This is a genomic window from Micromonospora sp. NPDC000316 (assembly GCF_042898885.1).
In the GTDB taxonomy this organism is placed as follows: Bacteria; Actinomycetota; Actinomycetes; order Mycobacteriales; family Micromonosporaceae; genus Micromonospora.
Genome location: NZ_JBIAZG010000002.1, coordinates 775,815 through 798,499, shown reverse-complemented (window position 1 = coordinate 798,499; position 22,685 = coordinate 775,815). Strand labels below are relative to the sequence as shown.

General features: G+C 69.1%; 18 protein-coding genes. 10 read left to right on the top strand and 8 right to left on the bottom strand.

All coding sequences use genetic code 11. From position 1 onward, the window contains the following. Positions 1 to 4: 4 nt before the first annotated feature. On the top strand, positions 5 to 382 hold the full coding sequence (locus ACFY2Q_RS08185) for a transposase (protein ID WP_387128488.1): 378 nt from the start codon (positions 5 to 7) through the stop codon (positions 380 to 382). Positions 383 to 587: 205 nt separating this feature from the next. Here the strand turns inward: ACFY2Q_RS08185 and wecB are convergent, their stop codons facing one another. Continuing rightward, a complete protein-coding gene (wecB, locus tag ACFY2Q_RS08180; protein WP_387128450.1) occupies positions 588 to 1,787 on the bottom strand; it encodes a non-hydrolyzing UDP-N-acetylglucosamine 2-epimerase in 1,200 nt (399 codons plus the stop codon). A gap of 211 nt (positions 1,788 to 1,998) precedes the next feature. Between wecB and ACFY2Q_RS08175 the strand changes: the two genes are divergently transcribed. From ACFY2Q_RS08175 to ACFY2Q_RS08165, 3 genes are read left to right on the top strand one after another with little or no spacing between them, the layout of a single operon-like run. After that, complete coding sequence (locus ACFY2Q_RS08175) at positions 1,999 to 3,033, top strand: SDR family NAD(P)-dependent oxidoreductase (protein ID WP_387128449.1); 1,035 nt, start codon at positions 1,999 to 2,001, stop codon at positions 3,031 to 3,033. Beyond that, a complete protein-coding gene (locus tag ACFY2Q_RS08170; RefSeq protein WP_387128448.1) occupies positions 3,030 to 4,352 on the top strand; it encodes a glycosyltransferase family 4 protein in 1,323 nt (440 codons plus the stop codon). Before ACFY2Q_RS08175 ends, ACFY2Q_RS08170 begins: the two co-directional genes overlap by 4 nt. Next, positions 4,349 to 5,263, top strand: a complete 915-nt coding sequence (locus ACFY2Q_RS08165) for a dTDP-4-dehydrorhamnose reductase family protein (protein WP_387128447.1) — start codon at positions 4,349 to 4,351, stop codon at positions 5,261 to 5,263. The genes ACFY2Q_RS08170 and ACFY2Q_RS08165 overlap by 4 nt, the downstream gene beginning before the upstream one ends. A gap of 478 nt (positions 5,264 to 5,741) precedes the next feature. Here the strand turns inward: ACFY2Q_RS08165 and ACFY2Q_RS08160 are convergent, their stop codons facing one another. Next, positions 5,742 to 7,268, bottom strand: coding sequence for a hypothetical protein (locus ACFY2Q_RS08160; protein ID WP_387128446.1), 1,527 nt, complete (start codon positions 7,266 to 7,268; stop codon positions 5,742 to 5,744). Between the two features lie 113 nt (positions 7,269 to 7,381). On the opposite strand from ACFY2Q_RS08160, the gene ACFY2Q_RS08155 reads away from it, so the two are divergent. The 3 genes from ACFY2Q_RS08155 (at position 7,382) to ACFY2Q_RS08145 (ending at position 13,463) form a co-directional block, all read left to right on the top strand. After that, positions 7,382 to 8,674 carry a glycosyltransferase gene (locus tag ACFY2Q_RS08155; RefSeq protein ID WP_387128445.1) on the top strand — a complete coding sequence of 431 codons (1,293 nt, stop codon included), beginning with the start codon at positions 7,382 to 7,384 and terminating at the stop codon, positions 8,672 to 8,674. Between the two features lie 209 nt (positions 8,675 to 8,883). Next, a complete protein-coding gene (locus ACFY2Q_RS08150) occupies positions 8,884 to 10,107 on the top strand; it encodes a hypothetical protein (protein WP_387128444.1) in 1,224 nt (407 codons plus the stop codon). Between the two features lie 248 nt (positions 10,108 to 10,355). Next, positions 10,356 to 13,463, top strand: a complete 3,108-nt coding sequence (locus tag ACFY2Q_RS08145; protein WP_387128443.1) for a M14 family zinc carboxypeptidase — start codon at positions 10,356 to 10,358, stop codon at positions 13,461 to 13,463. A 67-nt stretch (positions 13,464 to 13,530) separates the two neighbouring features. Here the strand turns inward: ACFY2Q_RS08145 and ACFY2Q_RS08140 are convergent, their stop codons facing one another. Then, positions 13,531 to 14,787 (bottom strand): acyltransferase family protein, encoded by a 1,257-nt coding sequence (locus ACFY2Q_RS08140; RefSeq protein ID WP_387128442.1) that lies wholly within the window; start codon positions 14,785 to 14,787, stop codon positions 13,531 to 13,533. A gap of 207 nt (positions 14,788 to 14,994) precedes the next feature. Here ACFY2Q_RS08140 and ACFY2Q_RS08135 point away from each other — a divergent pair, with 207 nt between their 5' ends. Then, the gene (locus tag ACFY2Q_RS08135; RefSeq protein WP_387128487.1) at positions 14,995 to 15,906 is read left to right on the top strand and encodes an NAD(+)/NADH kinase; all 912 of its coding nucleotides are present in this window, start codon (positions 14,995 to 14,997) and stop codon (positions 15,904 to 15,906) included. 22 nt (positions 15,907 to 15,928) lie between these two features. Here ACFY2Q_RS08135 and pgm read toward each other — a convergent pair whose 3' ends face one another. Both pgm and glgC read right to left on the bottom strand, forming a co-directional pair. Beyond that, positions 15,929 to 17,572, bottom strand: a complete 1,644-nt coding sequence (gene pgm / locus ACFY2Q_RS08130; protein WP_387128441.1) for a phosphoglucomutase (alpha-D-glucose-1,6-bisphosphate-dependent) — start codon at positions 17,570 to 17,572, stop codon at positions 15,929 to 15,931. 31 nt (positions 17,573 to 17,603) lie between these two features. Continuing rightward, a complete protein-coding gene (gene glgC / locus ACFY2Q_RS08125; protein ID WP_387128440.1) occupies positions 17,604 to 18,836 on the bottom strand; it encodes a glucose-1-phosphate adenylyltransferase in 1,233 nt (410 codons plus the stop codon). A 72-nt stretch (positions 18,837 to 18,908) separates the two neighbouring features. Between glgC and glgA the strand changes: the two genes are divergently transcribed. Further along, on the top strand, positions 18,909 to 20,117 hold the full coding sequence (gene glgA / locus ACFY2Q_RS08120) for a glycogen synthase (protein ID WP_387128439.1): 1,209 nt from the start codon (positions 18,909 to 18,911) through the stop codon (positions 20,115 to 20,117). 105 nt (positions 20,118 to 20,222) lie between these two features. On the opposite strand, the gene ACFY2Q_RS08115 is transcribed toward glgA, so the two are convergent. The 3 genes from ACFY2Q_RS08115 to ACFY2Q_RS08105 form a co-directional block, all read right to left on the bottom strand. Further along, positions 20,223 to 20,618 (bottom strand): fluoride efflux transporter FluC, encoded by a 396-nt coding sequence (locus ACFY2Q_RS08115; RefSeq protein ID WP_387128438.1) that lies wholly within the window; start codon positions 20,616 to 20,618, stop codon positions 20,223 to 20,225. Beyond that, positions 20,618 to 21,016: a fluoride efflux transporter FluC gene (locus ACFY2Q_RS08110; protein WP_387128437.1), complete on the bottom strand. Its 399-nt coding sequence runs from the start codon at positions 21,014 to 21,016 to the stop codon at positions 20,618 to 20,620. Before ACFY2Q_RS08110 ends, ACFY2Q_RS08115 begins: the two co-directional genes overlap by 1 nt. A gap of 88 nt (positions 21,017 to 21,104) precedes the next feature. Beyond that, positions 21,105 to 21,266: a hypothetical protein gene (locus ACFY2Q_RS08105; RefSeq protein WP_387128436.1), complete on the bottom strand. Its 162-nt coding sequence runs from the start codon at positions 21,264 to 21,266 to the stop codon at positions 21,105 to 21,107. A 133-nt stretch (positions 21,267 to 21,399) separates the two neighbouring features. Between ACFY2Q_RS08105 and ACFY2Q_RS08100 the strand changes: the two genes are divergently transcribed. Beyond that, on the top strand, positions 21,400 to 22,650 hold the full coding sequence (locus ACFY2Q_RS08100; protein ID WP_387128435.1) for a DUF222 domain-containing protein: 1,251 nt from the start codon (positions 21,400 to 21,402) through the stop codon (positions 22,648 to 22,650). Positions 22,651 to 22,685: the final 35 nt, after the last annotated feature.

The following is a 22,685-nucleotide window of genomic DNA, read 5'->3' as shown; positions in this document are numbered from 1 at the left end:
CCGCATCCGCGACCGGAAACGATGGCGGGAGTTCCTCAGCTTCCTCAAGACACTGCGCGCCCGGTGGCCCGATGACCGGCTCTACCTGATCCTGGACAACTTCTCCCCACACAAGCACCCCGAGGTCCGCGCCTGGTGCACCGCCAACCAGGTCGACCTGGTGTTCCTACCGACCTACGCCTCCTGGCTGAACTGGATCGAGGCCGAATTCGCCGCCGTACGCTACTTCGCCCTCAACGGCACCGACCACCGCACCCACGCCGAGCAAGACACCGCCATCGGCGCCTACATCCGCTGGCGCAACCAACACGCCCAACCCAAAACCGGATACGCGATCAACTCCAAGATCCGCCATCCCGATTACCCGTTCAAGGCCGCATGACGAGGCACTAGATAGCAATTCTGCTCGACGCATCGGCTTCGGTCGACGGCGAGAGGAAGTCGGGTGGGGGCCGTCGCGGCGACACCTGCGGACGTGACGACGGATGGGGTGATGGTGGGCCCGGGAATAAGCCCGAGCCCACCATTCACGCGCTACTACCGGATCGAGTTGAGCGTGACGATAGGCGCGGCAGGCGGCGACCAGGTCAGCGCCGAATGCCCGCCCAGTCGTGGTGGCGACGCACGGTCGACAGAATGAAATCGACGACCCGTCGCGACGTGTCGGACACCTGGTAGTCACTCGGGCACGGAGCAGCGCCGACGGTGGCCTGCTGGACCATCACCCCCACCGACTCCAGCACGGACTCAGGATCGAGCCCTGTCATGACGATGCCGCCGACGTCCAGGGCTTCCGGCCGTTCGATCGATTCCCGCAGTGTCACCGCCGGAAAGCCGAGGATCGTCGCCTCCTCGCTCACGGTGCCGCTGTCAGACAATGTGCAACGGGCGTGCCGCTGCAACGTGATGTAGTCGAAGAAGCCGAACGGTTCGTGGAAGGCGATCCCGTCGAGCACCGCGTCGTCCATGGCGAGGCCTTCCAGCCGCTTGCGGGTCCGGGGGTGAGTGGAGACCAGCAGCGGCAGGCCCCACCGGTCCCGGACCGCTCGCAGACAAGCCAGCAACCGCCGCAGTCGCTCGGGATGGTCCACGTTCTCCTCGCGGTGAGCGCTCACCACAAAGTACTGGCCAGGCTCGATCTCAAGCTGACGCAGCACCGTCGACCGCTCGATGTCGGGCCGGTAATGGTCCAGCACCTCGCGCATCGGCGATCCGGTGTGCAGGATGCGACGGGGATGCAGCCCTTCGGCGAGCAGGTTGCGGCGAGCGTGCTCGGAGTAGACCAGGTTGAAGTCGGCTACGTGGTCCACGAGCCTGCGATTGGTCTCCTCGGGCACGTTGAGGTCGAAGCAGCGATTTCCTGCCTCCATGTGGTAAACCGGCACGCGCATACGACGGGCCATCAGGGCCGCGATGGCGCTGTTGGTGTCGCCGAGCACCAGGAGAGCGTCCGGTCGGAGCTCGGCGATCGCCTGTTCAGTGCCGACCAGGACCGCACCGAGGACGTGACCCAGCGACTGGGTGTCCACCTGGAGTAAGCGGTCGGGCTGTCGCACCTTCATCTCGCGGAAGAACACGTCGGACAGCGCGGGATCCCAGTTCTGCCCGGTGTGCACGAGTACGTGATCCACGGTCTCGTCGAGCCGCTCGATGATCCGCGACAACCTGATGATTTCGGGTCGCGTTCCCACGACCGTCATAACCCGCGTCATGCAGCACCCTTTCACCGTTGATCCTGCCGGGGCCAGCGGGTCGCCGTTCGCCTGCCTGAGCACACCACGCCGCATGACCTTCTCTGGCGGAGCAACGACTGGATCGCCACGCCGTAACGCGGCATGAACTAATTTTCTGTTTCACAAGTGTAGTGAATTGAGAACCGATTATTGGCGTTTCGCGGTTGAAGCGCCAGTTCGATCGCTATCGTCACTCTCTGATCCCGTCCCTTACCTTTCGCCATCAGCGGCGAATCAGACAGGAGGAGATGTGTCGTCCTCACTTATGGACCGACGCGTTTTGATCACCGGCGGGACCGGGTCGTTCGGTCAGACGATGGTGTCCAGGCTGCTCGACGCCGGTGCGGCCGAGGTACGCGTATTGAGCCGAGACGAGGCCAAACAGGAGGCCATGCGGATCCGCCGGGTCGACGACCGGGTCCGGTTCTACGTGGGCGATGTCCGCGATATGGACAGTGTCAACAAGGCGACCCGGGGCGTCGAGTACGTGTTCCACGCCGCGGCGCTCAAGCAGGTCCCCTCCTGCGAGTTCTTCCCCTTGGAGGCGGTGCGGACCAACGTCCTCGGCAGCGCCAACGTGGTCGACGCCTGCGAACGCAACGAAGTCGCTTCCCTGGTCATGCTGAGCACGGACAAGGCGGTCTACCCGGTCAACGCGATGGGGATGACCAAGGCGCTCATGGAGAAGGTCGCCCAGGCCCATGTCCGCAACAACCCTCGGGCCAACACCCGGGTCTGTGCTGTCCGCTACGGCAACGTGATGTGCTCCCGGGGCTCGGTCATCCCGCTGTTCATCGACCAAATCAAGAGCGGCGTGCCGCTGACCGTGACCGAGCCGACCATGACGCGGTTCCTGATGTCCCTGCGGGACTCGGTGGACCTCGTCGAGCACGCGTTCCACCACGCACAACCCGGTGACGTCTTCATCCGTAAGGCCGACGGCTGCACCATCGGCGACCTGGCTACGGCGCTGTGCAACCTGTTCGAGGTACCGGCCAAGTTCGACGTGCTGGGGTTGCGGCACGGCGAAAAGATGTCGGAGACCCTGGCGAGCCACGAGGAACTGGCCCGAGCCGAGGACTTCGGCGAATTCCTGCGCGTGCCGGTCGACAGCCGCGACCTGAACTACGCCCTCTACTTCGAAGAGGGCGACAACACCAGCAACCACCGCGTGGACTACACCTCGGACAACACCACGCGGCTGTCGGTGCCGGAGATCATGGCGCTGCTGCTCACCCTGCCAGAGGTACAGCAACACCTCGATCCGGTGCAGTCTCTGTCGTTGGCGGCGCGCGGATGAGCCCGGCTACGGGCTCCCCGGGCGCCGACGGGGTGGGGGGACAGGCCCGGCCCCGCGTCGCCTTTGTCACTCAGTGGTTCGCCCCCGAGCCGAACAAGACTCCGGTCTGGATCGCACAATCACTCACTGAGCAGGATCTGCGGGTAGAGGTCCTGACCGGGGTGCCCAACTATCCGACCGGTGTCGTCCACGACGGCTACTCGCGCTGGCGGCGCAGCAGGGAGATCCACCAGGGCATCCCGGTGCGCCGCGTACCGCTGTATCCGAGTCATGACCAGTCCGCGGTGCGTCGTGTCACCAACTACGCCAGCTATGCCGCGTCCGCCGCGACCATGGGGGCATCGGTTCTGCGGTCCGCCGACGTGGCGGTGATCTACTCAACGCCGGCGACCGCCGCCGCTGCAGGCATGTACGCGCGCCTGCGCTGGGGACTGCCGTACGTGCTGATGGTGATGGACGTCTGGCCCGACTCGGTCTTTGCCACCGGCTTCCTCACCGCAGGCGCCAAGCGGCGCATCGCGGAGCCCGTCCTCACCTGGTACACCGAGCAGACGTACCGCTGGGCCAGCCACGTCACCGCCACGTCGCCCGGGATGCGGGACGCGCTGGTCTCGCGCGGTGTGCCCGAGGACAAGGTCTCGGTCGTTTACACCTGGACCGACGAGAAGGTCATGCGGCCCAGCGAGCCCGACCAGCAGCTACGGGCCAGCCTGGGCCTGTCGTCCGAGTTCGTGCTGATGTACGGCGGTAACCACGGCGCGGCACAGAACCTGGACGTCGCCGTCCAGGCGATGGACGAGCTGCGCGATGTGCCGATACATCTGGTGTTGATCGGCGACGGCATCGAAAAGGCCCGGCTTCGTGCGCTTGCCTCCGACCTCGGCCTTCGCTCGGTGCACTTTCTCGACCCGGTGCAGCCGGAGCAGATGCCGGGCGTCATGGCCGCTGCGGACATGCAGTTGGTCGCTCTCGCCGACGAGGAACTTTTCCGATTCACACTGCCCAGCAAGGTCCAGTCCATCCTCGCGTGCGCCCAACCGATCCTCACCTGTGCACCGGGCGACGCCGCCCGGGTGACGCATGAGGCGGGCGCAGGGTTCAGCTCACCACCGGGCGATCCACATCAGTTGGCGAAGACCATCAGGCGGGCCGCCGAGTTGCCGCGCGCCGAACTCCGGTCCATGGGCCAGGCCGGGTACGCGTACTACCGGTCCCGACTCAGCGAGGAAATCAACGCCCGCGCGCTGGCCGACATCGTCCGGGCCTCGGCCGGTCGGCGCCGTCGGACCCGCAGTGGTGAGACACGAGGTGTGAGATGACGCAACGCGTGCTGATCCTCGGGGCAACCGGGATGCTCGGCCATACCCTGCTGCGCGAGCTGAGTGAGGCCGCCGAGTTGGAGGTCCATGGTTGTGCGCGCAGCACCGCAGTGCCGCAGGCCATGTTTCCCAGTCACCTGGCGCAGCAGATCACACCGGGGATCGATGTCACCGAGCCCGGCTCGCTCCGCCGGATCCTGACTGGGCTGAACCCGCACGTCGTGGTCAACTGCGTGGGCGTCATCAAGCAACGCCCGGACGCGGAGGACGCCCTCAACACCATCGCGGTGAACGCTCTCTTCCCCCACGTACTCGCACGGGAGTGCGAGGCGCAGGGTGCCCGGCTCGTGCAGGTCAGCACGGACTGCGTCTTCTCCGGCAAACACGGCGACTACCGGGAAGAGGATGTTCCCGACCCGTACGACCTCTACGGTCGCGCGAAGCTGCTCGGCGAGACCTCCCGGGCGCCTGCGCTGACCTTGCGAACCTCGATCATCGGACACGAGCTGGCGAGTTCGCGGTCCCTGGTGGACTGGTTCCTCACCCAGCGCGGCACGGTGAACGGCTACACGAAGGCGATCTACAGCGGATTGACCACTGTTGAGTTCGCCTCGATGCTGCGCACGGTCGTGCTGCCACGGCAGGATCTCACCGGCCTCTACCACGTGGCCTCAACCCCGATTTCGAAGTACGAGCTACTGCAGATCGTCGCCGACGTGTACGGGTGGTCGGGCCAGCTGGAGCCGTCGGAGCAGGTCCGGTGCGACCGGTCGCTGTCGGCGCAAGCGTTTCGGAAGCGGACCGGCTACCAGGCGCCCGCGTGGCGGGACATGATCGTGGAGATGCACCGACGCGCTGTTCAGTGGCACCTTCCGGTGGCGCTCGACTCTGCCCAGCCGGCACATTCCTGAACGATTTCGGTACTGAACCGGACCGTTGGCGCGAGAACGGTTCCGCCCGGTCGAGCCTCTCACTGTCCAACGTAAATCTTTCGCTGCCGCACAGGCCCCCAGCACAGTCGTGTTTGGGGCCTTCGGCGTGAGACGGTGGGAGTTGTGTGATAGCGCAGCCGCGCTCGCGGTCCTGCCTGATCACACGGCTCCCGCACCGGCGGCACGGTCGCCTGGCGTCGGCACCGGTGTTACTGGCGATCTGCCGTTTCCTTGAGCCTACAAACGCGCTGGACTCATCTTCCCCGGCCAGCCGGGGCACCGACCATGGACGACGCGAAGGCCGGAGCGCCTACTATGACGCGAACCCGCGGAACGCAGGGGCGCGGGGCCTGCCGGCCCCTACCGGCGGTCAAACCGCTCTGCCCGTCCGGTGACCGCAGAATATCCTCCCGGCCGTGGGTTCCGCTCGCGCGGTTGCCCGACCTTCACGTGGGCGTCACGGTCGTCGCGTCCCCACAGGCCCCCGCGACCAGGAGCTTCGGCCGCCGGAACCGCCGGCGGCCGGGCCGCCCCGGGCAGTCGTTCGCCGAGTTCGGTCATCGAGTGGCGACCCCGGCCCGACCTCCGGCGCGGCCCACCGTAGCCATCCCACGGCCAGGACCAGCACCGCCAGTACCGCCAGGCGACCGCCGGTCCGCGCCATGTAGGTGAAACTACCGACCCAGACGAGATCGAACAGACCCACGACGGCGAGGACCGCCGCGACATAGGCGCCCATCGCGCGGGGCGTGGTCAGGGGCCGGCCCGACGCCCAGGCGAGCAGCCGGTCGATGCCTCGCACGGCGAGGCCGGTCACCGGAATCATGAGCGCCAGACCGAGCAGGCCGAAGTTGTACAACCACTCCCCTTGCCAGAGCGCTGCCGAGGAGTGCCCCGTGCCGACCAGTTCCGGCGACAGGAAAGGCACCAGTTCAGTGCCGAAGCCAACTGGCTTGTCCGCCCAGAACTCGCGGGGGACCAATGCGACGGACGAGTTGAGGAAGGTCACCCCCCCTCCGTGGGGCAGCAGCCCTTCCGTGTCCAGACGCAGCAACTGGGCAAACGAGTAGAGCGGGATCACCGCGGACTTGAATCCGTCGGGATCTGCCGTGAAACCCGGGCTGCCCGGTTCGGCGGCCCGAAGCCCGGCGAGGAACAGCAGGACCGGTGCCGCCCCGAGAACGAGGACGGCCTTCGTGAGCCGCTGTCGGTCCCGGTGGGCCAGAACGATGAGCAACGCGAGCGCGAGCGTACCGATGACGATCCGCCCGAAACCATCGAAGAGGTAGATGAAGTAGAGCGCGAAGGCGACCGCGACGATCGCTCCACAGACCACCGTCCACCGGCCCATCGGCCCGCGCAGCAGACCCGCTCCGAGAAGGAGGACGCCGACGAATCCCGTCGCATCGACCATGAGCCCTGGCTGCGGCAATAGGGCCGACATGGCTAATGCGAGCACCAGCAGGACACAGCCGTACTTCACCGCCCACCACGCCGTCTTCGCGTCCGCACGGGCGGCATCGGGTAGTGGCCGGGATGGCGGCTCCGCACTCCAAAAGAACAGCCATGTCGTCACCTGACCGAAATAGCAGACCGCCGCGACGGTGAGCAGTGGGACGCCCGGGTCGTTCGTGGACATCTTCAGGGCGTAATACAGGCCACCGAAGCCGACGAAGACAGCGAAGGCGAGGTTGTAGACCCCCACGGCCGTGATCCGGCTGCCGCCGTGACACCAGAACACCCAGCCGCCGAACAGGGTCGCCAGCACGCCCAGCAGCAGCGTCCCGTCGTGCCCCCAACCGCTTGACGCCACGGGATCGAAGACGAGACACGCCGCGCCCAACCCCAGCCACGTCAACGCCGCGAAGCCGCGCCGGAGGAAAGCGGGCATGGCTCCCCCGGCCGGTCGACCGTCGTCCGGATCACGGCGATGGCGCCCACCCGCGCGTTGAGTTACGCCCACCGCTGAGGGCGCGCCGATCACTAGTCCCATAACAGCGAAGCCTATTACGAGCAATGACCTCTCATCGTCAACTCCGGCGATATGCCCGCGCCAATTCCACCGTCACCATCTCACACCCTCGTCGTTAGCCAGGCGTGGCTGAACGCTCTACCACCGCGCGCCACGACAGCACAGGATATGCCCTGAACCATATTCGCGATCCGGGGGAATCCGCCGTGACGGTCCACGACGGGCGATTGACCACTCACGCGGCAGAAAGAATTCGGCCGGAGACGCCTTCCCAGCCGTTCCGAGTGCTGCTGACGTGCGACTTCTTCGAGCCGGGATTCCGCGCCGGAGGGCCCGTCCGGTCCATCGCGCAACTACTCGACGCCGTCTCGCCGGCGGTCGAGGTCACCATGGTGACCAGAGACCGGGACCTCGGCTCGACAACACCGTACCCCGGTCTCTCCGGCCGCTGGGTCCAGCGGGGGCGCACCCGGATCTTCTACCTCGACCCGAGCAGTCCGCGGCATTGGCGCGCACTGCTCCGCAGCCTCCGATACACCCGTTTCGACCTGCTGTACGTCAATAGCCTGTGGGCGACTTCATCAATACTGCCGATCCTCGCGGCGCGGATCCGACTCATCCACGTCACGCAGATCCTTATTGCGCCACGGGGTGAGCTCGCGCCGAGCGCACTCAGCGCCAAAGCCGGTAGGAAGCGACTGTTCCTGCCGATGTGGCGAACATTTCTCAGGTGGTCCGGGGTACGCTGGCACGCCACCAATCCGCAGGAAGCGAACTTCATTCGGGAAACCTTTCCGTGGGCCCGAATCGAGATTCGGCAGAATGAGGTCTCGCTTCCGCCGGAGCCAATACCGCCGGCCGCTACGGGGGAATCCGTACGACTCGTCTTCATCGGACGGATCAATCCGATCAAGAACCTGTCGCTGGCGATCGCTGCGCTCGCGCAGGTCACGGTGCCGGTGGTGTTCGACGTCTACGGCCCGCTGGAGGACAGCGCGTACTGGGCGGAGTGCCGGGAACACGCCCGGCAACTTCCCGACGCCGTGCGGGTCACCTACCAGGGGGAACTGACGCCAGATCAGGTCCGGGCCACCTTCGCCAGGTACGACGCGTTCGTCTTCCCGACCCAGGGAGAGAACTTCGGCCACGTCATCGCCGAGAGCCTGTCCGCGTCGTGTCCGGTCATCTGTTCCGACCAGACGCCGTGGAGCCCGGTGCTGCGCGCCGGTGGGGGGATCGTGCTGAACGACCTCACGCCGGCCGCCCTGGCCGACCAGCTGAAGCGGGTGGCGACGATGTCGGCGGCCGACCGGCTTCGGGCACGCCGGGCGGCGGGTACGGCGTACCGGTCGTGGCGCGCCGACACGGCGGGTCCGAACATCCTCGACCGGATCAGGCTGAGCGCAGGGGGGCGTTGACGCCGGACCGCCTGGAGGCCCGCCCGGTGGAATCACCGGCGACGAGCAGCCACGGCTGCCGGTCCCCCGTTAGCGCGAAAGGACTGCGAGTGAGTGACCGGTTGACGCGGGAGCAAACAGAGCCGCCGCCCGCGGGGCTCCCCGGACCGCGCCGGTTCCGCACAGGTGGCGTCCGGTCGAACACCATAGTGGCGTCGGCCGCGAGTCTGGTGAGCGGCCTGCTGAACGCCGGGATGCTCGCCTACAGCGCACGGCAGGGCCAGACCGGTGAGCTCGCCGCGTACAGCGTCATGACGGCGGCGCTCACCTGGGTCGCGATTCTGATCATGGGCGGGTCGTCGCTCCTGTACGTCTCCGGAAACGACGACGAGCGGCGCTCGGTGCGTAGTCAGCGCCTGCTGCTGGCGGTACCGGCAATGGTCGTGGCCACACTGCTCATCGCCGGGGCCTACGCCGGCCGGGGATACGGTACGGCGGCTCTGATCAGCGCCGGCGGCGTGCTGATCCTCAACAGCCTGGCGGAGCTACGCTTCAGCGACCTCATCCGGGGGATGAGGTTCCTGGCGGCGGCGGCCGCGCTGACCACCACCCGGCTACTCGCCACGTTGCTGCTGATCGCCGGTGTGCCGCTCACATTCGCCCTGGCGGTCGGGGCAGCCTCGTACCTGCTCACCACCGAGGTGCTCGCCTGCCGCGGCCGATCCGGCACCCGGCCGATGTGGCGCGACCTGTCGTTGCCCGCAGCGCGACGGGCCTTCCGGTTGAACCGCCAGCTCTTCACGTACAGTCTCGCGGACGCGTTCACTGGGAAAGCCAGCACCATCGCGATCTCCCTGGTCGCCGGCCCGCACGTGGTCGGCTGCTTCGGCGCCCTGATCAGCATCTATCAGGCGCTGATCGCCGTCGTCTTCAGCGGGCTCCGGGTGCCGATGGCGATCCGTACTCGGCGGCGGCACAACCTCGGGCCTACCGAGGCCGTCAACCGGGACGGCGAGGTGATCTCGATAGGCGGCGCGACCCTCATCGCCGCGGTGGTCATCGTCTCCGCTCCGTGGCTCGCGACCAGTGTGCTCGGCCTGCAGATCCCCGCGTCGGCGACCTGGTTGCAACTGCTGGCGCTCGCCCTGCCGTTCACCACGGTCAACCGGGCCTTCGCGCTGAATCGCATCGGCGACGGCAACTACCGCGCTGCCACCCGGGTGGTGGTGTCCATCTCCGTGGCGGTCGCCGGCGGGCTGCTCGTCCAGGCCATGGGGCTCGGTCCGGCGGGCGCCGCCGCCACAACGTTGGGCGCGGAAGCGGCAGTCGCTGGCGTCCTCGTCTCGCTGGCCGCGTCCCGTTGGTACCGGAGCAGGAAGGCGAAGGGTCGTAGCCCGGGTGCCGCTGATCAGGGACATGACCGCCCCCGGCCCTCCGCCGCCGTCGGCGGATGACGAGCGGCACCCCGGCGTTACTCGACCGGACGCCGGCGGCGTTCCGCGAACAGCCACCCGCGCTCCATCAGCGCACGCACGTTTGATTCGACTCCTGGCTTCGCCGCCACCCGTGGGGAGCAGAACCCACCCATCACCCGCAGCGCCGACACCGACACGGTCAGCCACGACGCTCCCATCGACCGATTGACATTGATCAGTTCACACCGAAGGCTCGCGCCTACAGGTCCTTCACCCAAGGAGGCGCGATGAGACCGAGACCACTGGCGATCGCCGGCGTGGTCACCCTGCTCGGCGCACTGGCGCTGGCCCCACCGGCGAGCGCGCGGCCACCATCCGACCCGGGCGCCCGCGACGGTCTGGAGGTGTACGTCGGCACCGTCGACGCGAAACAGCGCGACCAGCTACGCGCGGCGGGCGTGGACCTCGGTCACGACGCGAAGGCGGACTCGGCCGGTCGTACCAACGTCGAGACGGTCCTCACCCGTCGGCAGGCCAAGCGGCTGACCGACAAGGGCGTCCCGCTGTCGGTGAAGAAGGTCCGTGGCAAGGACGCCTCGCAGGCGCTGCGGGAGCAGGCCGCCGCCGGCTGGACGTCGTTTCGCCCGTACGGCAAGCCGGGCGGCATCCGGGACGAGCTGGCCGCCACCGCCGCCCGCTATCCGAAGCTGGCCAAGGTGGAGACGATCGGCCGCAGCCAGCAGGGGCAACCGATCGTCGCCGTGAAGGTCACCAATAACGCGCGGACCGTCCCGGACGGCAAGCGACCGGCGGTGCTCTACGCCGGCGCCCAGCACGCCCGGGAGTGGATCACGCCGGAGATGACCCGCCGGCTCATGCACCACGTGCTGGGCAAGTACGGCACCGACCGTGAGATCACCCGTCTGCTGGACACCACCGAGTTGTGGTTCCTGCCGGTGGCCAACCCGGACGGCTACGACTTCACGTTCACCCCTGGCAACCGGCTGTGGCGCAAGAACCTGCGCGACAACAACGGCGACGGGCAGATCACCTCAGGTGACGGCGTCGACCTGAACCGCAACTTCAGCTACAAGTGGGGCTACGACAACGAGGGCTCGTCGCCGGAGCCGAACAGCGAGACGTACCGCGGCCCGGGCCCCAACTCGGAGCCCGAGACCAAGGCCCTGGACGGCCTCTTTCGCCGGGTCGGCTTCGAGTTCTTCGTCAACTACCATTCGGCGGCCCAACTGCTGCTCTACGGCGTCGGCTGGCAGGTGAGCACGCCCACCCCGGACGACGTGATCTACGAGGCGATGGCCGGTGACGACGCAAACCCGGCCGTTCCCGGCTACGACCCGGACATCTCCGCCGAGCTGTACACGACAAACGGTGACACCGACAGCCACGCCACCGTCAAGTACGGCACGTTGGGCTTCACCCCGGAGATGTCGACGTGTGAATCCGTCTCGGCCATCGACCCGAACGACCAGTGGCGCCCGGAGGACTGCGTCAGCGGCTTCAACTTCCCCGACGACGAGAAGCTGATCGCCGGTGAGGTGAGCAAGAACCTGCCGTTCGCGCTGTCGGTGGCGCGCTCCGCGGCGGACCCGGACGACCCGGTGTCGGTCGTCGGCCGCAGCACTCCGGACTTCGTTGTCGACTCGTTCGACACGTCGTACGGGCGCACCCAGCAGGTCGCCGCGATCACCCGCCGGGCGTTGAAGAACGTGCGGATGCACTACACCGTCAACGGCGGTCGAGCGAATACCGCGCCGGTCCGCGAGTGGCGCGGTGGCGAACGGTACGGCGACACGCACAACGACTACTACGCCGAACTGCGCGGCACGGTCACCGGAACGAAACCTGGTGACCGGGTGGAGGTCTGGTTCACGGGGGTCAAGCAGCGGGCCGGGGTGGTGGCAAGCGAACATTTCACCTACCGGGTGCACACCGACATCGGCGGCGACGTGCTGGTCCTCGCGATGGAGGACGTCACAGGGCTCAGCCCGGCGCAGACGGGCACCACCGCGAAGTACGCCGACGAGATCGCGGCGTCCCTGAAAGCCGCCGGGCGCAGCAGCGACGTGTACGACTTCGACGCGCGGGGACGCGCGGCGCCACACCCGCTCGGCGTGCTGTCGCACTACAAGACGGTGGTCTGGGAGACCGGCGACGACGTGATCCTGCGCTCCCCCGGTCAGGTGCCCGGCACGGCGGCCAAGGCCGCGCTGAACACCGAACTGGCCGTGCGGGATTACCTCAACGAGGGCGGAAAACTGCTGGTCAGCGGTCAGTACGCGCTGTACGGGCAGGGCGCCAACGGGTCGTACGTGTACCGCCCGGACGCGCCGCCGGAGTGCACCGACGCCGAGGACCCCACGTGCCTGCCACTGTTGAACGACTTCCAGCAGTACTGGCTGGGCGCGCACACCTACGTCAGCGACGGCGGCACGGCACCTGAGGGTGACCCGTACCCGGTCGCCGGCAACAGTGCGGCGTTCACCGGGTTCACCGGGCAGCTCAACGCTCCCGGCTCGGCGCAGAACCAGGCGCACACCGCCTCGTTCCTGACCACGTCGAGCTTCCTGCCGGCGGACCAGTTCCCGCAGTTCGCCAGCTCCGCGCCGGTGGGCTGGAGCAGGCCGGGCGGCGCGCCGTTCGACCCGCGCACCGGGCAGTGGTACCTGTACGGCGGCCAGGCGGACGAGTCGTACAAGCGGCTCTCCCGCACTGTCGACCTGACCGGGGCGACGAGCGGCGAGCTGCGCTTCTTCACCTCGTACGACATCGAGGCGGACTGGGACTTCCTCTTCGTCGAGGCGCACGAGGTGGGCAGCGACACCTGGACGACCCTGCCGGACGCCAACGGCAAGACCAGCACTTCCACCGGGGAGAGCTGCGCCTCGGGCTGGGTGGCGCAGGTGCACCCGTTCCTCGCGCACTACCAGGGCGCGGACTGCTCCCCCACCGGCAGCACGGGCAGCTGGAACGCGGCGACCGGCTCGTCGGGCGGTTGGAAGGAGTTCGTGGTCGACCTGTCCGCGTACGCCGGTAAGCAGGTCGAGGTGTCGATCTCGTACGCCTCGGACTGGGCCACCCAGGGCCTCGGCGTCTTCGTGGACGACGCCCGGGTGCTCGTCGACGGGTCCACGGTCAGCGAGACGTCGTTCGAGTCGGCTGACCTGGGCGGTTGGACGGTGGCCGGTCCGCCGGCCGGGTCCGCCGGCAACGCCAACGACTGGTCGCGCAGCCAGCAGGCGTTCGAGGAGGGTTCGGTGGTGGTCACCGCCGACACCGTCTACCTGGGCTTCGGGTTGGAAGGGCTGTCGCCGGCGGCCCGCAACGACCTGGTCGCCCGCTCGCTCAACCACCTGAGCGGCCGACCCCGCCGCTGACGGCGGGAGACAGCGCAAGGAACGGGAGGTGCCCCGGACGCGGTCCGGGGCACCTCGCTCGTCCGGCTCAGTCGGTGGGCCGGGGAGTGACCGTGGCCATCGCGAGGGTCGGGCCGTCGATCGGCGACCGCGGTGCGTCCGGCACGGGCACCGCGTCAACGGCTGCCGTCGCCGGCACGGGCTCGGCCGCTGGGCCGTCGGTCGACACCGGCGGGGGCGGACGCAGCCAGGACGGCGCGGCGCCCGCCGGGTTCCGCAGGTACGCCGACTTCCGGGCCTCGGCGAAGCGGCGCCGCAGCCAGCCGGAGACGGGCTTCTCGACGAACCGGTGCACGAGCCACGAGGCGACCAGGAGGATCACCACCACGATGAGCCCGGTCAACCAGGCCGGGAGCACCTGGTGCAGGTAGTGGATCATCACCCAGCCGATGTACTCGTGCAGCAGGTAGAGCGGGTAGGTCAGCGCCCCGGCGGTGGTCAGCCAGCGCCAGCCGACCGCGAGACGACGGGTGGCCACCGCAGCCAGGACCAGGTAGAAGAGCGTGACCAGCGCCGCCTCGACCATGCTGATCTGGGTCGACGACAGCATGGTCCGGTTCGGGGCGTACGGGTTGACCGTGCCGATCATCTGGAGCGCGACGAGCCAGGACGCGCCCACCAGCCCCCAGAGGTAGATGTCGGAACCGTGGCGGTAGATCAGGAACAGGGCCATGCCGCCGACGAAGCAGGCCGCGCTGCGGGGCACCAGCAGATCGGTGAGCATCGGGATGGAGTGGTACGCGAAGAGGCTGGCGATCAGCCACCCGGAGGCGAAGAGCAGCACCCGCCGCGGGGTGTATCCGCGGACCAGCACGAAGAGACCGAAGAGGAGGTAGAAACGCAGCTCGTGGGCGAGGGTCCAGTAGACGGAGTCGACCGCGTCCACTCCCATGAGGTCGTTGAACATGGTGAGGTTGGTCAGCACGTCGCCGGGACGCATCGGCTGGCGGACCACCGGCCAGAGGGTGAGCACCGCGGTGGTGGCGAGCACCCCGAACCAGTACGCGGGGTAGAGCCGGATGATCCGAGCGGCGGCGAACTGCCCCAGGCCACGCCCCTCCGCGCTCATGCAGATCACGAAACCGCTGATCAGGAAGAACAGGTAGACCCCGAGCCACCCGAACTGGGTGTAGAGGCTGAGCGTCGGCAGGGCCGCGCCGTCCGGACCACCCCAGGCGCCGCCGAAGACCGTGAGATGGAAACCTACGACGAACAGGGCTGCGACCAGTCGCAGGCCATCGAGCACATACAGGCGTGAGGGCGCGACCCCGGAAGGCGATTTCACACGAACTCCCCGTCAAGGGGGCCCTGGCCCCGTGCCGGCCCCCAATGTGCCGTTGCACAATGGCGATCGGCGAAGCGCAAGTTAGCAGGCCGGCGCGAGGGCGGCAATCCCGTCCGAGAGCCGGGGCCGGGCCTTCGTCGGCCGGCGACCTGCCCGGTACGCCGGACGCGTCCGACGCCTGTGTGATGAGCTGTACGGGTGTCGGGGCTGGGACTGGTACTGCACCCCACCCGGGATGTCACCGAGGTGGTCGGGATCATCGAACGGTGGGCGACGCGCCACCACAAGTCGTTGATGGTGCGCACGGAGGACGCGCACCGCGTGCCGGGCAGCATCGAGCCGGTGCCGGAGGCCGAGGTGGCGACACGCGCCGACGCGTTGATCAGCATCGGCGGTGACGGCACCATGCTGGGGGCGCTGCGTTCGGCAGTCCTCGACCCCAAGCCGGTGCTCGGCGTACACCTGGGTCGGCTCGGTTTTCTCGTCGAGGTCGAGCCGCCGGAGCTGCCGGAGGCGTTGAGCCGGTTGCTGTCCAAGGACTTCACCGTCGAGTCGCACGCCTGCCTGGCCTGCGACGTATGCGGCGACGACGTCGTGGCGTTCAACGACATCGCTCTTGTCCGCCAGCCCGGGTCCGGTTTCGTCACCGCCACCCTCGCGGTCGACGGCCAGCAGTACGGCTACTACCGCGCCGACGCCGTGGTGGTCAGCACGCCGACCGGTTCGACAGCGTACAGCTATGCCGCCGGTGGTCCGCTGATCTCCCCGGCGACGGACGCGGTGGTGATCACGCCGTCGGCGCCGATGGCCGGCATCTCCCGGTCGGTGGTGCTGTCGCCGGACGAGAGGGTCCGCCTCGAATTGGAGCCCAACTCGTCGGCGGTCGTTGTGGAGATGGACGGGTTGGTGTTCCGCGACGCGGCGACCGAGGGGGCCGTCGACATCAGCTACCGCCGCAACGCGGGTCTGGTGGTGCGCTTCGACCCGCAGCGCTACCAGGAACGCAACCAGCTGAAGATGACCCTGCTGGACCTGCCGTTCCTACCCGAGCAGCTCCGCGAACTGCTCCCCAGTGAACTCCGCAACGCACCCAACCAAGAAATCCCCCCACGCTGCTAACCCCATCCCAGTGGGGGTGGGGTTAGGCGCTTTCTAGGGCCTGGTCCACGAGGCTTTTGGCTTCTTGTTGGATGCGCTTCAGGTGGTCGGGGCCTTGGAAGGACTCGGCGTAGATCTTGTAGACGTCCTCGGTGCCGGAGGGTCGGGCGGCGAACCAGCCAGACTTCGTGCTGACCTTGAGACCGCCGATCGGGGCGCCGTTGCCGGGCGCGGTGGTCAGGGTCGCGGTGATCGGCTCACCTGCCAACTCGGTGGCGGTGACCTGCTCCGGGGAGAGCTTGGCGAGCACGGCCTTCTGCTCGCGGGTGGCCGGGGCGTCGATGCGGGCGTACGCGGGTGCGCCGAACCGGTCGGCCAACTCCGCCCAGTGCTCGCTCGGGCTGCGACCGCTGGCGGCCAGGATCTCGGAGGCGAGCAGGCAGAGCAGCAGGCCGTCCTTGTCGGTGGTCCAGGTGGAGCCGTCCCGGCGCAGGAACGACGCGCCGGCGCTCTCCTCGCCGCCGAAGCCGACCGCGCCGTCGAGCAGCCCCGGCACGAACCACTTGAAGCCGACAGGCACCTCCAGCAGCGGCCGTCCCAGGTCGGCGGCAACCCGGTCGATCATCGACGAGGAGACAAGGGTCTTGCCCACCGCGGCGGCCGGACCCCAGTCAGCGCGGGTACGGAACAGGTGGTCGATCGCCACCGCCAGGAAGTGGTTGGGGTTCATCAGGCCGGCGTCGGGGGTGACGATGCCGTGCCGGTCGGCGTCGGCGTCGTTGCCCGTGGAGATCTGGTAGTCGGCGCGGGCGGCGATCAGCGACGCCATCGCGTTCGGCGAGGAGCAGTCCATCCGGATCTTGCCGTCGCCGTCGAGCGTCATGAACCGCCAGGTTGGGTCGACCGTCGGGTTGATCACGGTCAGGTCCAGCCGGTGCCGCTCGGCGATCTCACCCCAGTACGCGACGCTCGCCCCGCCCAGGGGGTCCGCGCCGATCCGCACACCGGCGTCGCGGATCGCGTCCACGTCGATCACCGCCGGCAGGTCGTCGACGTAGTTGGCGAGGAAGTCGTACTCCCCTGTGGTGTCGGCGACCCTGGCCCGCGCGTAGGTGATCCGGCGGACCTCCTTGAGCCCGGCGGCGAGGATCGCGTTGGCGCGGTCCTGGATCCACCGGGTGACGTCGGTGTCGGCGGGCCCGCCGTTTGTGGGGTTGTACTTGAAGCCCCCGTCGTCAGGCGGGTTGTGCGACGGGGTGATCACGATGCCGTCGGCGAGGCCGCTGGTGCGCCCCCGGTTGTGGGTGAGGATCGCGTGCGACAGCGCCGGCGTCGGCGTGTAGCCGTCGCGGCTGTCGACGAGCACTGTGACCCCGTTGGCGGCGAGCACCTCCAGCGCGTCCACAGCGGCCGGCGCGGAGAGCGCGTGGGTGTCCCGAGCCAGGAACAGCGGGCCGTCGAGGCCCTGCTCCCGCCGGTAGTCGCAGAGCGCCTGGGTGACCGCGAGGATGTGGTCGGAGTTGAACGCGTTGCGCAGGCTGGAACCCCGGTGGCCGGAGGTGCCGAAGGAGACCTGCTGCGCCGGGTCCGCCGGGTCGGGGTGCTCGGCGTAGTAGGCGGTCACCAGGCGCGGCACGTCGACCAGGTCGCCGGGCTGGGCGGGTTGGCCGGCACGGGGATGGGTCACTGCGGGAACCTCCAGGAGCAGGTACGGGTGGTCACAGCTCGACCTTCTGGCCCTTGCCGATCACGACGATGCCGTTGTCGGAGACGGTGTAGCGCTGCCGGTCCTTTTCCAGGTCGACGCCGATCTCGGCGCCCTCCGGGACGAACACGTTCTTGTCCAGGATGGCCCGCCGGACGACCGCGTGCCGGCCGATCTCCACACCCTCCATCAGCACCGAACCCTCGACGTGCGCCCAGGAGTGCACCCGCACCTTCGGCGACACGATCGAGTTCTCCACAAGCGACCCGGAGATCACCACGCCCGGCGAGACCATCGAGCCGACCGCCCGACCGACCCGCTCCCCCCACTGGTGGACGAACTTGGCCGGCGGCCACGGCAGCTGCTCGGTGTATATCGGCCAGTCGAAGTTGTACATGTTGAAGACGGGGTGCACGTTGATCAGATCCATGTGCGCGTCGTAGAACGAGTCGAGCGTTCCCACGTCGCGCCAGTAGCCGCGGTCCCGATCGGTGCTGCCCGGCACCTCGTTGTCGCGGAAGTCGTAGACGTTCGCCTCGCCCCGCTCGACGAGCATCGGGATGATGCTGCCGCCCATGTCGTGCTTGCTTGTCTTGTCGTCCGCGTCGCGCTCGACCGCCTCGCACAGCGCCCGCGTGGTGAAGACGTAGTTGCCCATCGAGGCGTAGATCTGGTCGGGCGCGTCGGGCAGGCCGACCGCGTCGGTGGGCTTCTCGCGGAACGCCCGGATGCGCCGGCCGTCCTCGCCGACCTCGATGACGCCGAACTGGTCGGCCATCGACAGCGGCTGGCGGATGCCGGCGACGGTGACCGCCGCGCCGGAGGCGATGTGGTCCTCCACCATCTGCCGCGGGTCCATCCGGTAGATGTGGTCGGCCCCGAAGACGATCACGTAGTCGGGCTGCTCGTCGTGGATGAGGTTGAAGCTCTGGTAGATGGCGTCGGCCGAGCCGGCGAACCACCAGGGGCCGCGACGTTGCTGCGCCGGCACCGGCGTGACGTAGTTGCCGAGCAGCGTCGACATCCGCCAGGTCTTGGTGATGTGCCGGTCGAGGGAGTGGGACTTGTACTGGGTCAGCACGACGATCTTGAGATAGCCGGCGTTGGCCAGGTTGGAGAGGACGAAGTCGACCATGCGGTACATCCCGCCGAACGGGACGGCCGGCTTGGCCCGGTCCGTGGTGAGTGGCATCAGGCGCTTGCCCTCCCCACCCGCCAGGACGATCGCGAGCACCTTGGCAGCCATGCCCCGACGCTATCCACCCGCGTCGGACTTCACCACTCGTACGGTGAGTCTTCTGCACTAGGGTGCGAGGTCATGACGGAACCCACCCCGCTGCGCGTCGACCTGCTCACCCGTGAGTACCCGCCGGAGGTCTACGGCGGCGCCGGTGTGCACGTCGAGTACCTGGCCCGGGAGTTGCGCCGCCTCGCCGACGTGCGGGTGCACTGCTTCGGCCTGCCGCGCACCGAGGCGGGCGTCACCGCGTACCCCGAACCGCCCGGCCTGACCGGCGCGAACGCCGCGCTGCGCACGATGGGCGTGGACCTGGAGATGGCCGCCGGCACGGCCGGCGCCGACGTGGTGCACAGCCACACCTGGTACGCGAACCTGGCCGGGCACACCGCGAAGCTGCTGCACGGGGTGCCGCACGTGGTGACCGCGCACAGCCTGGAGCCGCTGCGGCCGTGGAAGGCCGAGCAGCTCGGCGGCGGCTACGCGCTCTCGTCCTGGATCGAGCGCACCGCGATGGAGACCGCCGACGCGGTGATCGCGGTCAGCGGGGGGATGCGCACCGACGTGCTGACCGCCTACCCGCAGATCGACCCGTCGAAGGTCCGGGTGGTCTACAACGGCATCGACACCATCCAGTACGCACCGGACCAGGGCACCGACGTGCTGGACCGGCTCGGCATCGACCCGTCCCGCCCCAGCGTGGTCTATGTGGGAAGGATCACCCGGCAGAAGGGGCTGCCCTACCTGCTGCGTGCCGCCCGGGAGTTGCCGGCGGACACGCAGCTGGTGCTGCTGGCGGGCGCTCCGGACACGGCCGAGATCGCCGCCGAGGTGGAGGGGCTGGTCGCCGAGCTGCGGGCCAACCGCTCCGGGGTGGTCTGGGTGGCGGAAATGCTGCCCAAGAGCGAGGTGATCCAGGTGCTCACCCACGCGACGGTCTTCGCCTGCCCGTCGGTGTACGAGCCGATGGGCATCGTCAACCTGGAGGCGATGGCCTGCGAGACGGCAGTGGTGGCGACAGCCACCGGCGGCATCCCCGAGGTCGTGGCCGACGGCGAGACGGGCCTGCTGGTGCCCATCGAGCAGGCCACCGACGGCTCCGGTACCCCACTGGCCCCGGACCGCTTCGTGGCCGACCTGGCGGCGGCGATCAACACCCTGCTGGCCGACCCGGTGAAGACCGCCGAGATGGCCCTCGCCGGCCGGCGGCGTGCGGTGGCCCACTTCTCCTGGGACGCCATCGCCGCCCGCACCCTCGACATCTACCGCGAGGTCCGCGCCGCCGGCTGACCAGGGCTCGCGGGCTCCGGGGCTCGCGGGCTCGGCGCTCGGGGCTCAGGGCTCGCGAGCTCGGCGCTCGGGCTCGCGGGCTCGGCTCGGCTCGGCTCGGCTCGGCTAGAGCAGGCTGCCGATCCACAGGCCGAGGGCTGCCAGCACGAGGCTCGCGCAGATGCTGCCGAGCACGTTGAACGCCTCGACGGCGGCGTTCTTGCGCAGCAACCCCAGCGTGTGCCATTCCTCGGTGGAGAACGTGGTGTACGCGCCGAGGAAGCCGACCCCGACGATCGCGGCGAAGTCCTGCGCCCCGGCAGCGGTGTGCTTGACCGCATAGCCGGTGACGATGCCGAGCACGAATGCGCCCGAGACGTTGATCAGGAAGGTGCTCGCCGGGAACGCCTTACTGGACCCGGTAGCCCGTCTGCTCCACCACGGCTTCACCAGCGCGTCGACCCCGGCGCGGCTCAGCGCCCCGAGTCCGCCGGCCAGGAACACCCCGATGCCAACCCACATCACGCGCCCCTTTCCGCCGGACGCCCGATCCGCATTTCCACCAGGCGGGCGCCGAGCGCCGCCGCGATCACCCCGCCGACGATGGACACGACCAGATAGACGATGCCGATCCCGCTGCGCCGCGCCCCGATCAGTTGGTCGGACTCGACGATGAAGTGCGACCAGGTCGTGAACCCGCCGATGAGCCCGGTCGACAGGAACGGCTTGCCCCACGGGCCGGGCAGCCGACGCGCCGCGAGCAGCGTCATCACGGCGCCGAGCGCGAAGGCGCCCACCATGTTGATCACGAAGGTGACCCACGGGAAGTCCGGTGGCGTGGACGGTGCGAGCCCCAGCCCCAGCAGGTACCGCAGCGTGGCGCCGATGCCACCGCCGACGACGATCGCGAGGATTGTCATGCACCCATTCACCCACCGGCGTCCCCCGTCGCCGGCCATGGGTGGACGGCGTCACCCGATCGGTCCGGCCGACACGCCTGGGCCGATCTCAGATCGACGTTCCCGGCGGGGACTTGAGCAACGACGTCGCCTCGGCGGCATGACCACCACGCCCATTCCGTAGCGCGCTGGCGGCGATGCGGATCAGGTCGCTGTTGACGCCCGCGGCACCACTCGGATCGTGCACCGTCAGCTTCACGTCGAGGCTCACCGAGGTCTCACCCCAACCCTGCGCCTCAAGGTTGAGGTGCGCTGGGAGGCTACGTCACCGAGCCGATCCGGTGGTTCGGTGACCCGCTCTGGCAGCGCCGAAAAGTGTCGTACACGTGTTCTAGTCTTTGGTGGTGATCGATGAGTTGGCGCAGGCAGAGGCCGCTGTGGTGGCGTGCCTCGACCGCTCCACCTGGGCCGCCACCGATCAGGACCTCGTCGCCGCCCTGGACGCCGCCCACCGCCTGGAGCAACGCCTGGCCGCGGTCAAGCTGACTCTCGTGCGCGAGTTGGACGGTCGAGGCACCGCCACCGCGCAGGGTGCGTCCTCGACGGCGGTGTGGCTGCGGGACCGACTGCGGCTCGGGGTCGGTGCCGCACGCCGTCTGGTCGAGTTGGCCGTGACCCTCGACGCCGCCCCGTCCGGGGTGCGCGACGCGCTTGCCGCTGGGTCGGTCACCGTGGAGCAGATCCGGGTCATCGCCGAGACGGTCGAGACCGTCCACGCCAGCGCCGGCGCGCAGGCCGCCGACAAGGCCGTCGGTGTCCTCGTCGACTGGGCGGCGCAGTTCGACGCCGCCCTGCTGCGCAGGCTCGGCACCCGGATCCTCGACCACGTCGCCCCCGAGGCGGCCGACGCTGCCGACGAGGCCGCGCTACGGGCGCAGGAGTCGCGGGCCGCACGGGACCGGCACGTCACCGTCAGCGAGCAGCCCGACGGTCGGCTGCGCCTCACCGGCGTCCTCGACGCCGAGGCCGCCGCCCTGCTGCGCGCCGCCATCGACCCGCTCACCACACCCAGCGGCCCCGACGACGCCCGCGCTCCGGGCCAGCGCCGCCACGACGCGCTAGCCGACGTGTGCCGGCTCGCCCTGCGGACCGGTGAGCTACCCGAGACCGGCGGCGACCCCGCCCAGGTCGTGGTCACCGCGGGCTATGACGCACTGGCCCGGCAGTTGGGCGCCGGTGCCCTTGACACCGGTCTTCAGCTCACCCCCGAGGCCGTGCGTCGGCTCGCCTGCGACGCCGCGATCCTTCCCGCCGTCCTCGGCGGCGCCGGGCAGGCACTCGACGTCGGCCGGCAGCGCCGCCTCATCAGCGGTCCGCTACGGCGCGCGCTGGTGTTGCGCGACGGCGGCTGCGCGTTCCCCGGCTGTGACCGCCCGCCCCGGTGGTGCGACGGTCACCACATCCGGCACTGGGCCGACGGCGGCACCACAAGCCTCGACAACGCCGTCCTGCTCTGCGGTCACCACCACCGACACGTCCACAACGGCGACTGGGCCGTCCGCCTGGGCGGCGACGGGCACCCCGAGTTCGTCCCACCGGCCTGGCTCGATCCCGAACAACTCCCCCGCCGCAACCACTACCACCGACGCAGATAGCCGACGACCTCACTGCTGAAGCGTGCGCACGGGCG

Bases quoted from the DNA above. Each gene is read 5' to 3' on its own strand.
- wecB (WP_387128450.1), bottom strand. From the start codon at position 1,787: ATGCGGCGTGGTGTGCTCAGGCAGGCGAACGGCGACCCGCTGGCCCCG.
- ACFY2Q_RS08175 (WP_387128449.1), top strand. From the start codon at position 1,999: ATGGACCGACGCGTTTTGATCACCGGCGGGACCGGGTCGTTCGGTCAG.
- ACFY2Q_RS08145 (WP_387128443.1), top strand. From the start codon at position 10,356: ATGAGACCGAGACCACTGGCGATCGCCGGCGTGGTCACCCTGCTCGGC.
- ACFY2Q_RS08170 (WP_387128448.1), top strand. From the start codon at position 3,030: ATGAGCCCGGCTACGGGCTCCCCGGGCGCCGACGGGGTGGGGGGACAG.
- glgA (WP_387128439.1), top strand. From the start codon at position 18,909: ATGACGGAACCCACCCCGCTGCGCGTCGACCTGCTCACCCGTGAGTAC.
- glgC (WP_387128440.1), bottom strand. From the start codon at position 18,836: ATGGCTGCCAAGGTGCTCGCGATCGTCCTGGCGGGTGGGGAGGGCAAG.
- ACFY2Q_RS08115 (WP_387128438.1), bottom strand. From the start codon at position 20,618: ATGTGGGTTGGCATCGGGGTGTTCCTGGCCGGCGGACTCGGGGCGCTG.
- ACFY2Q_RS08165 (WP_387128447.1), top strand. From the start codon at position 4,349: ATGACGCAACGCGTGCTGATCCTCGGGGCAACCGGGATGCTCGGCCAT.
- ACFY2Q_RS08110 (WP_387128437.1), bottom strand. From the start codon at position 21,016: ATGACAATCCTCGCGATCGTCGTCGGCGGTGGCATCGGCGCCACGCTG.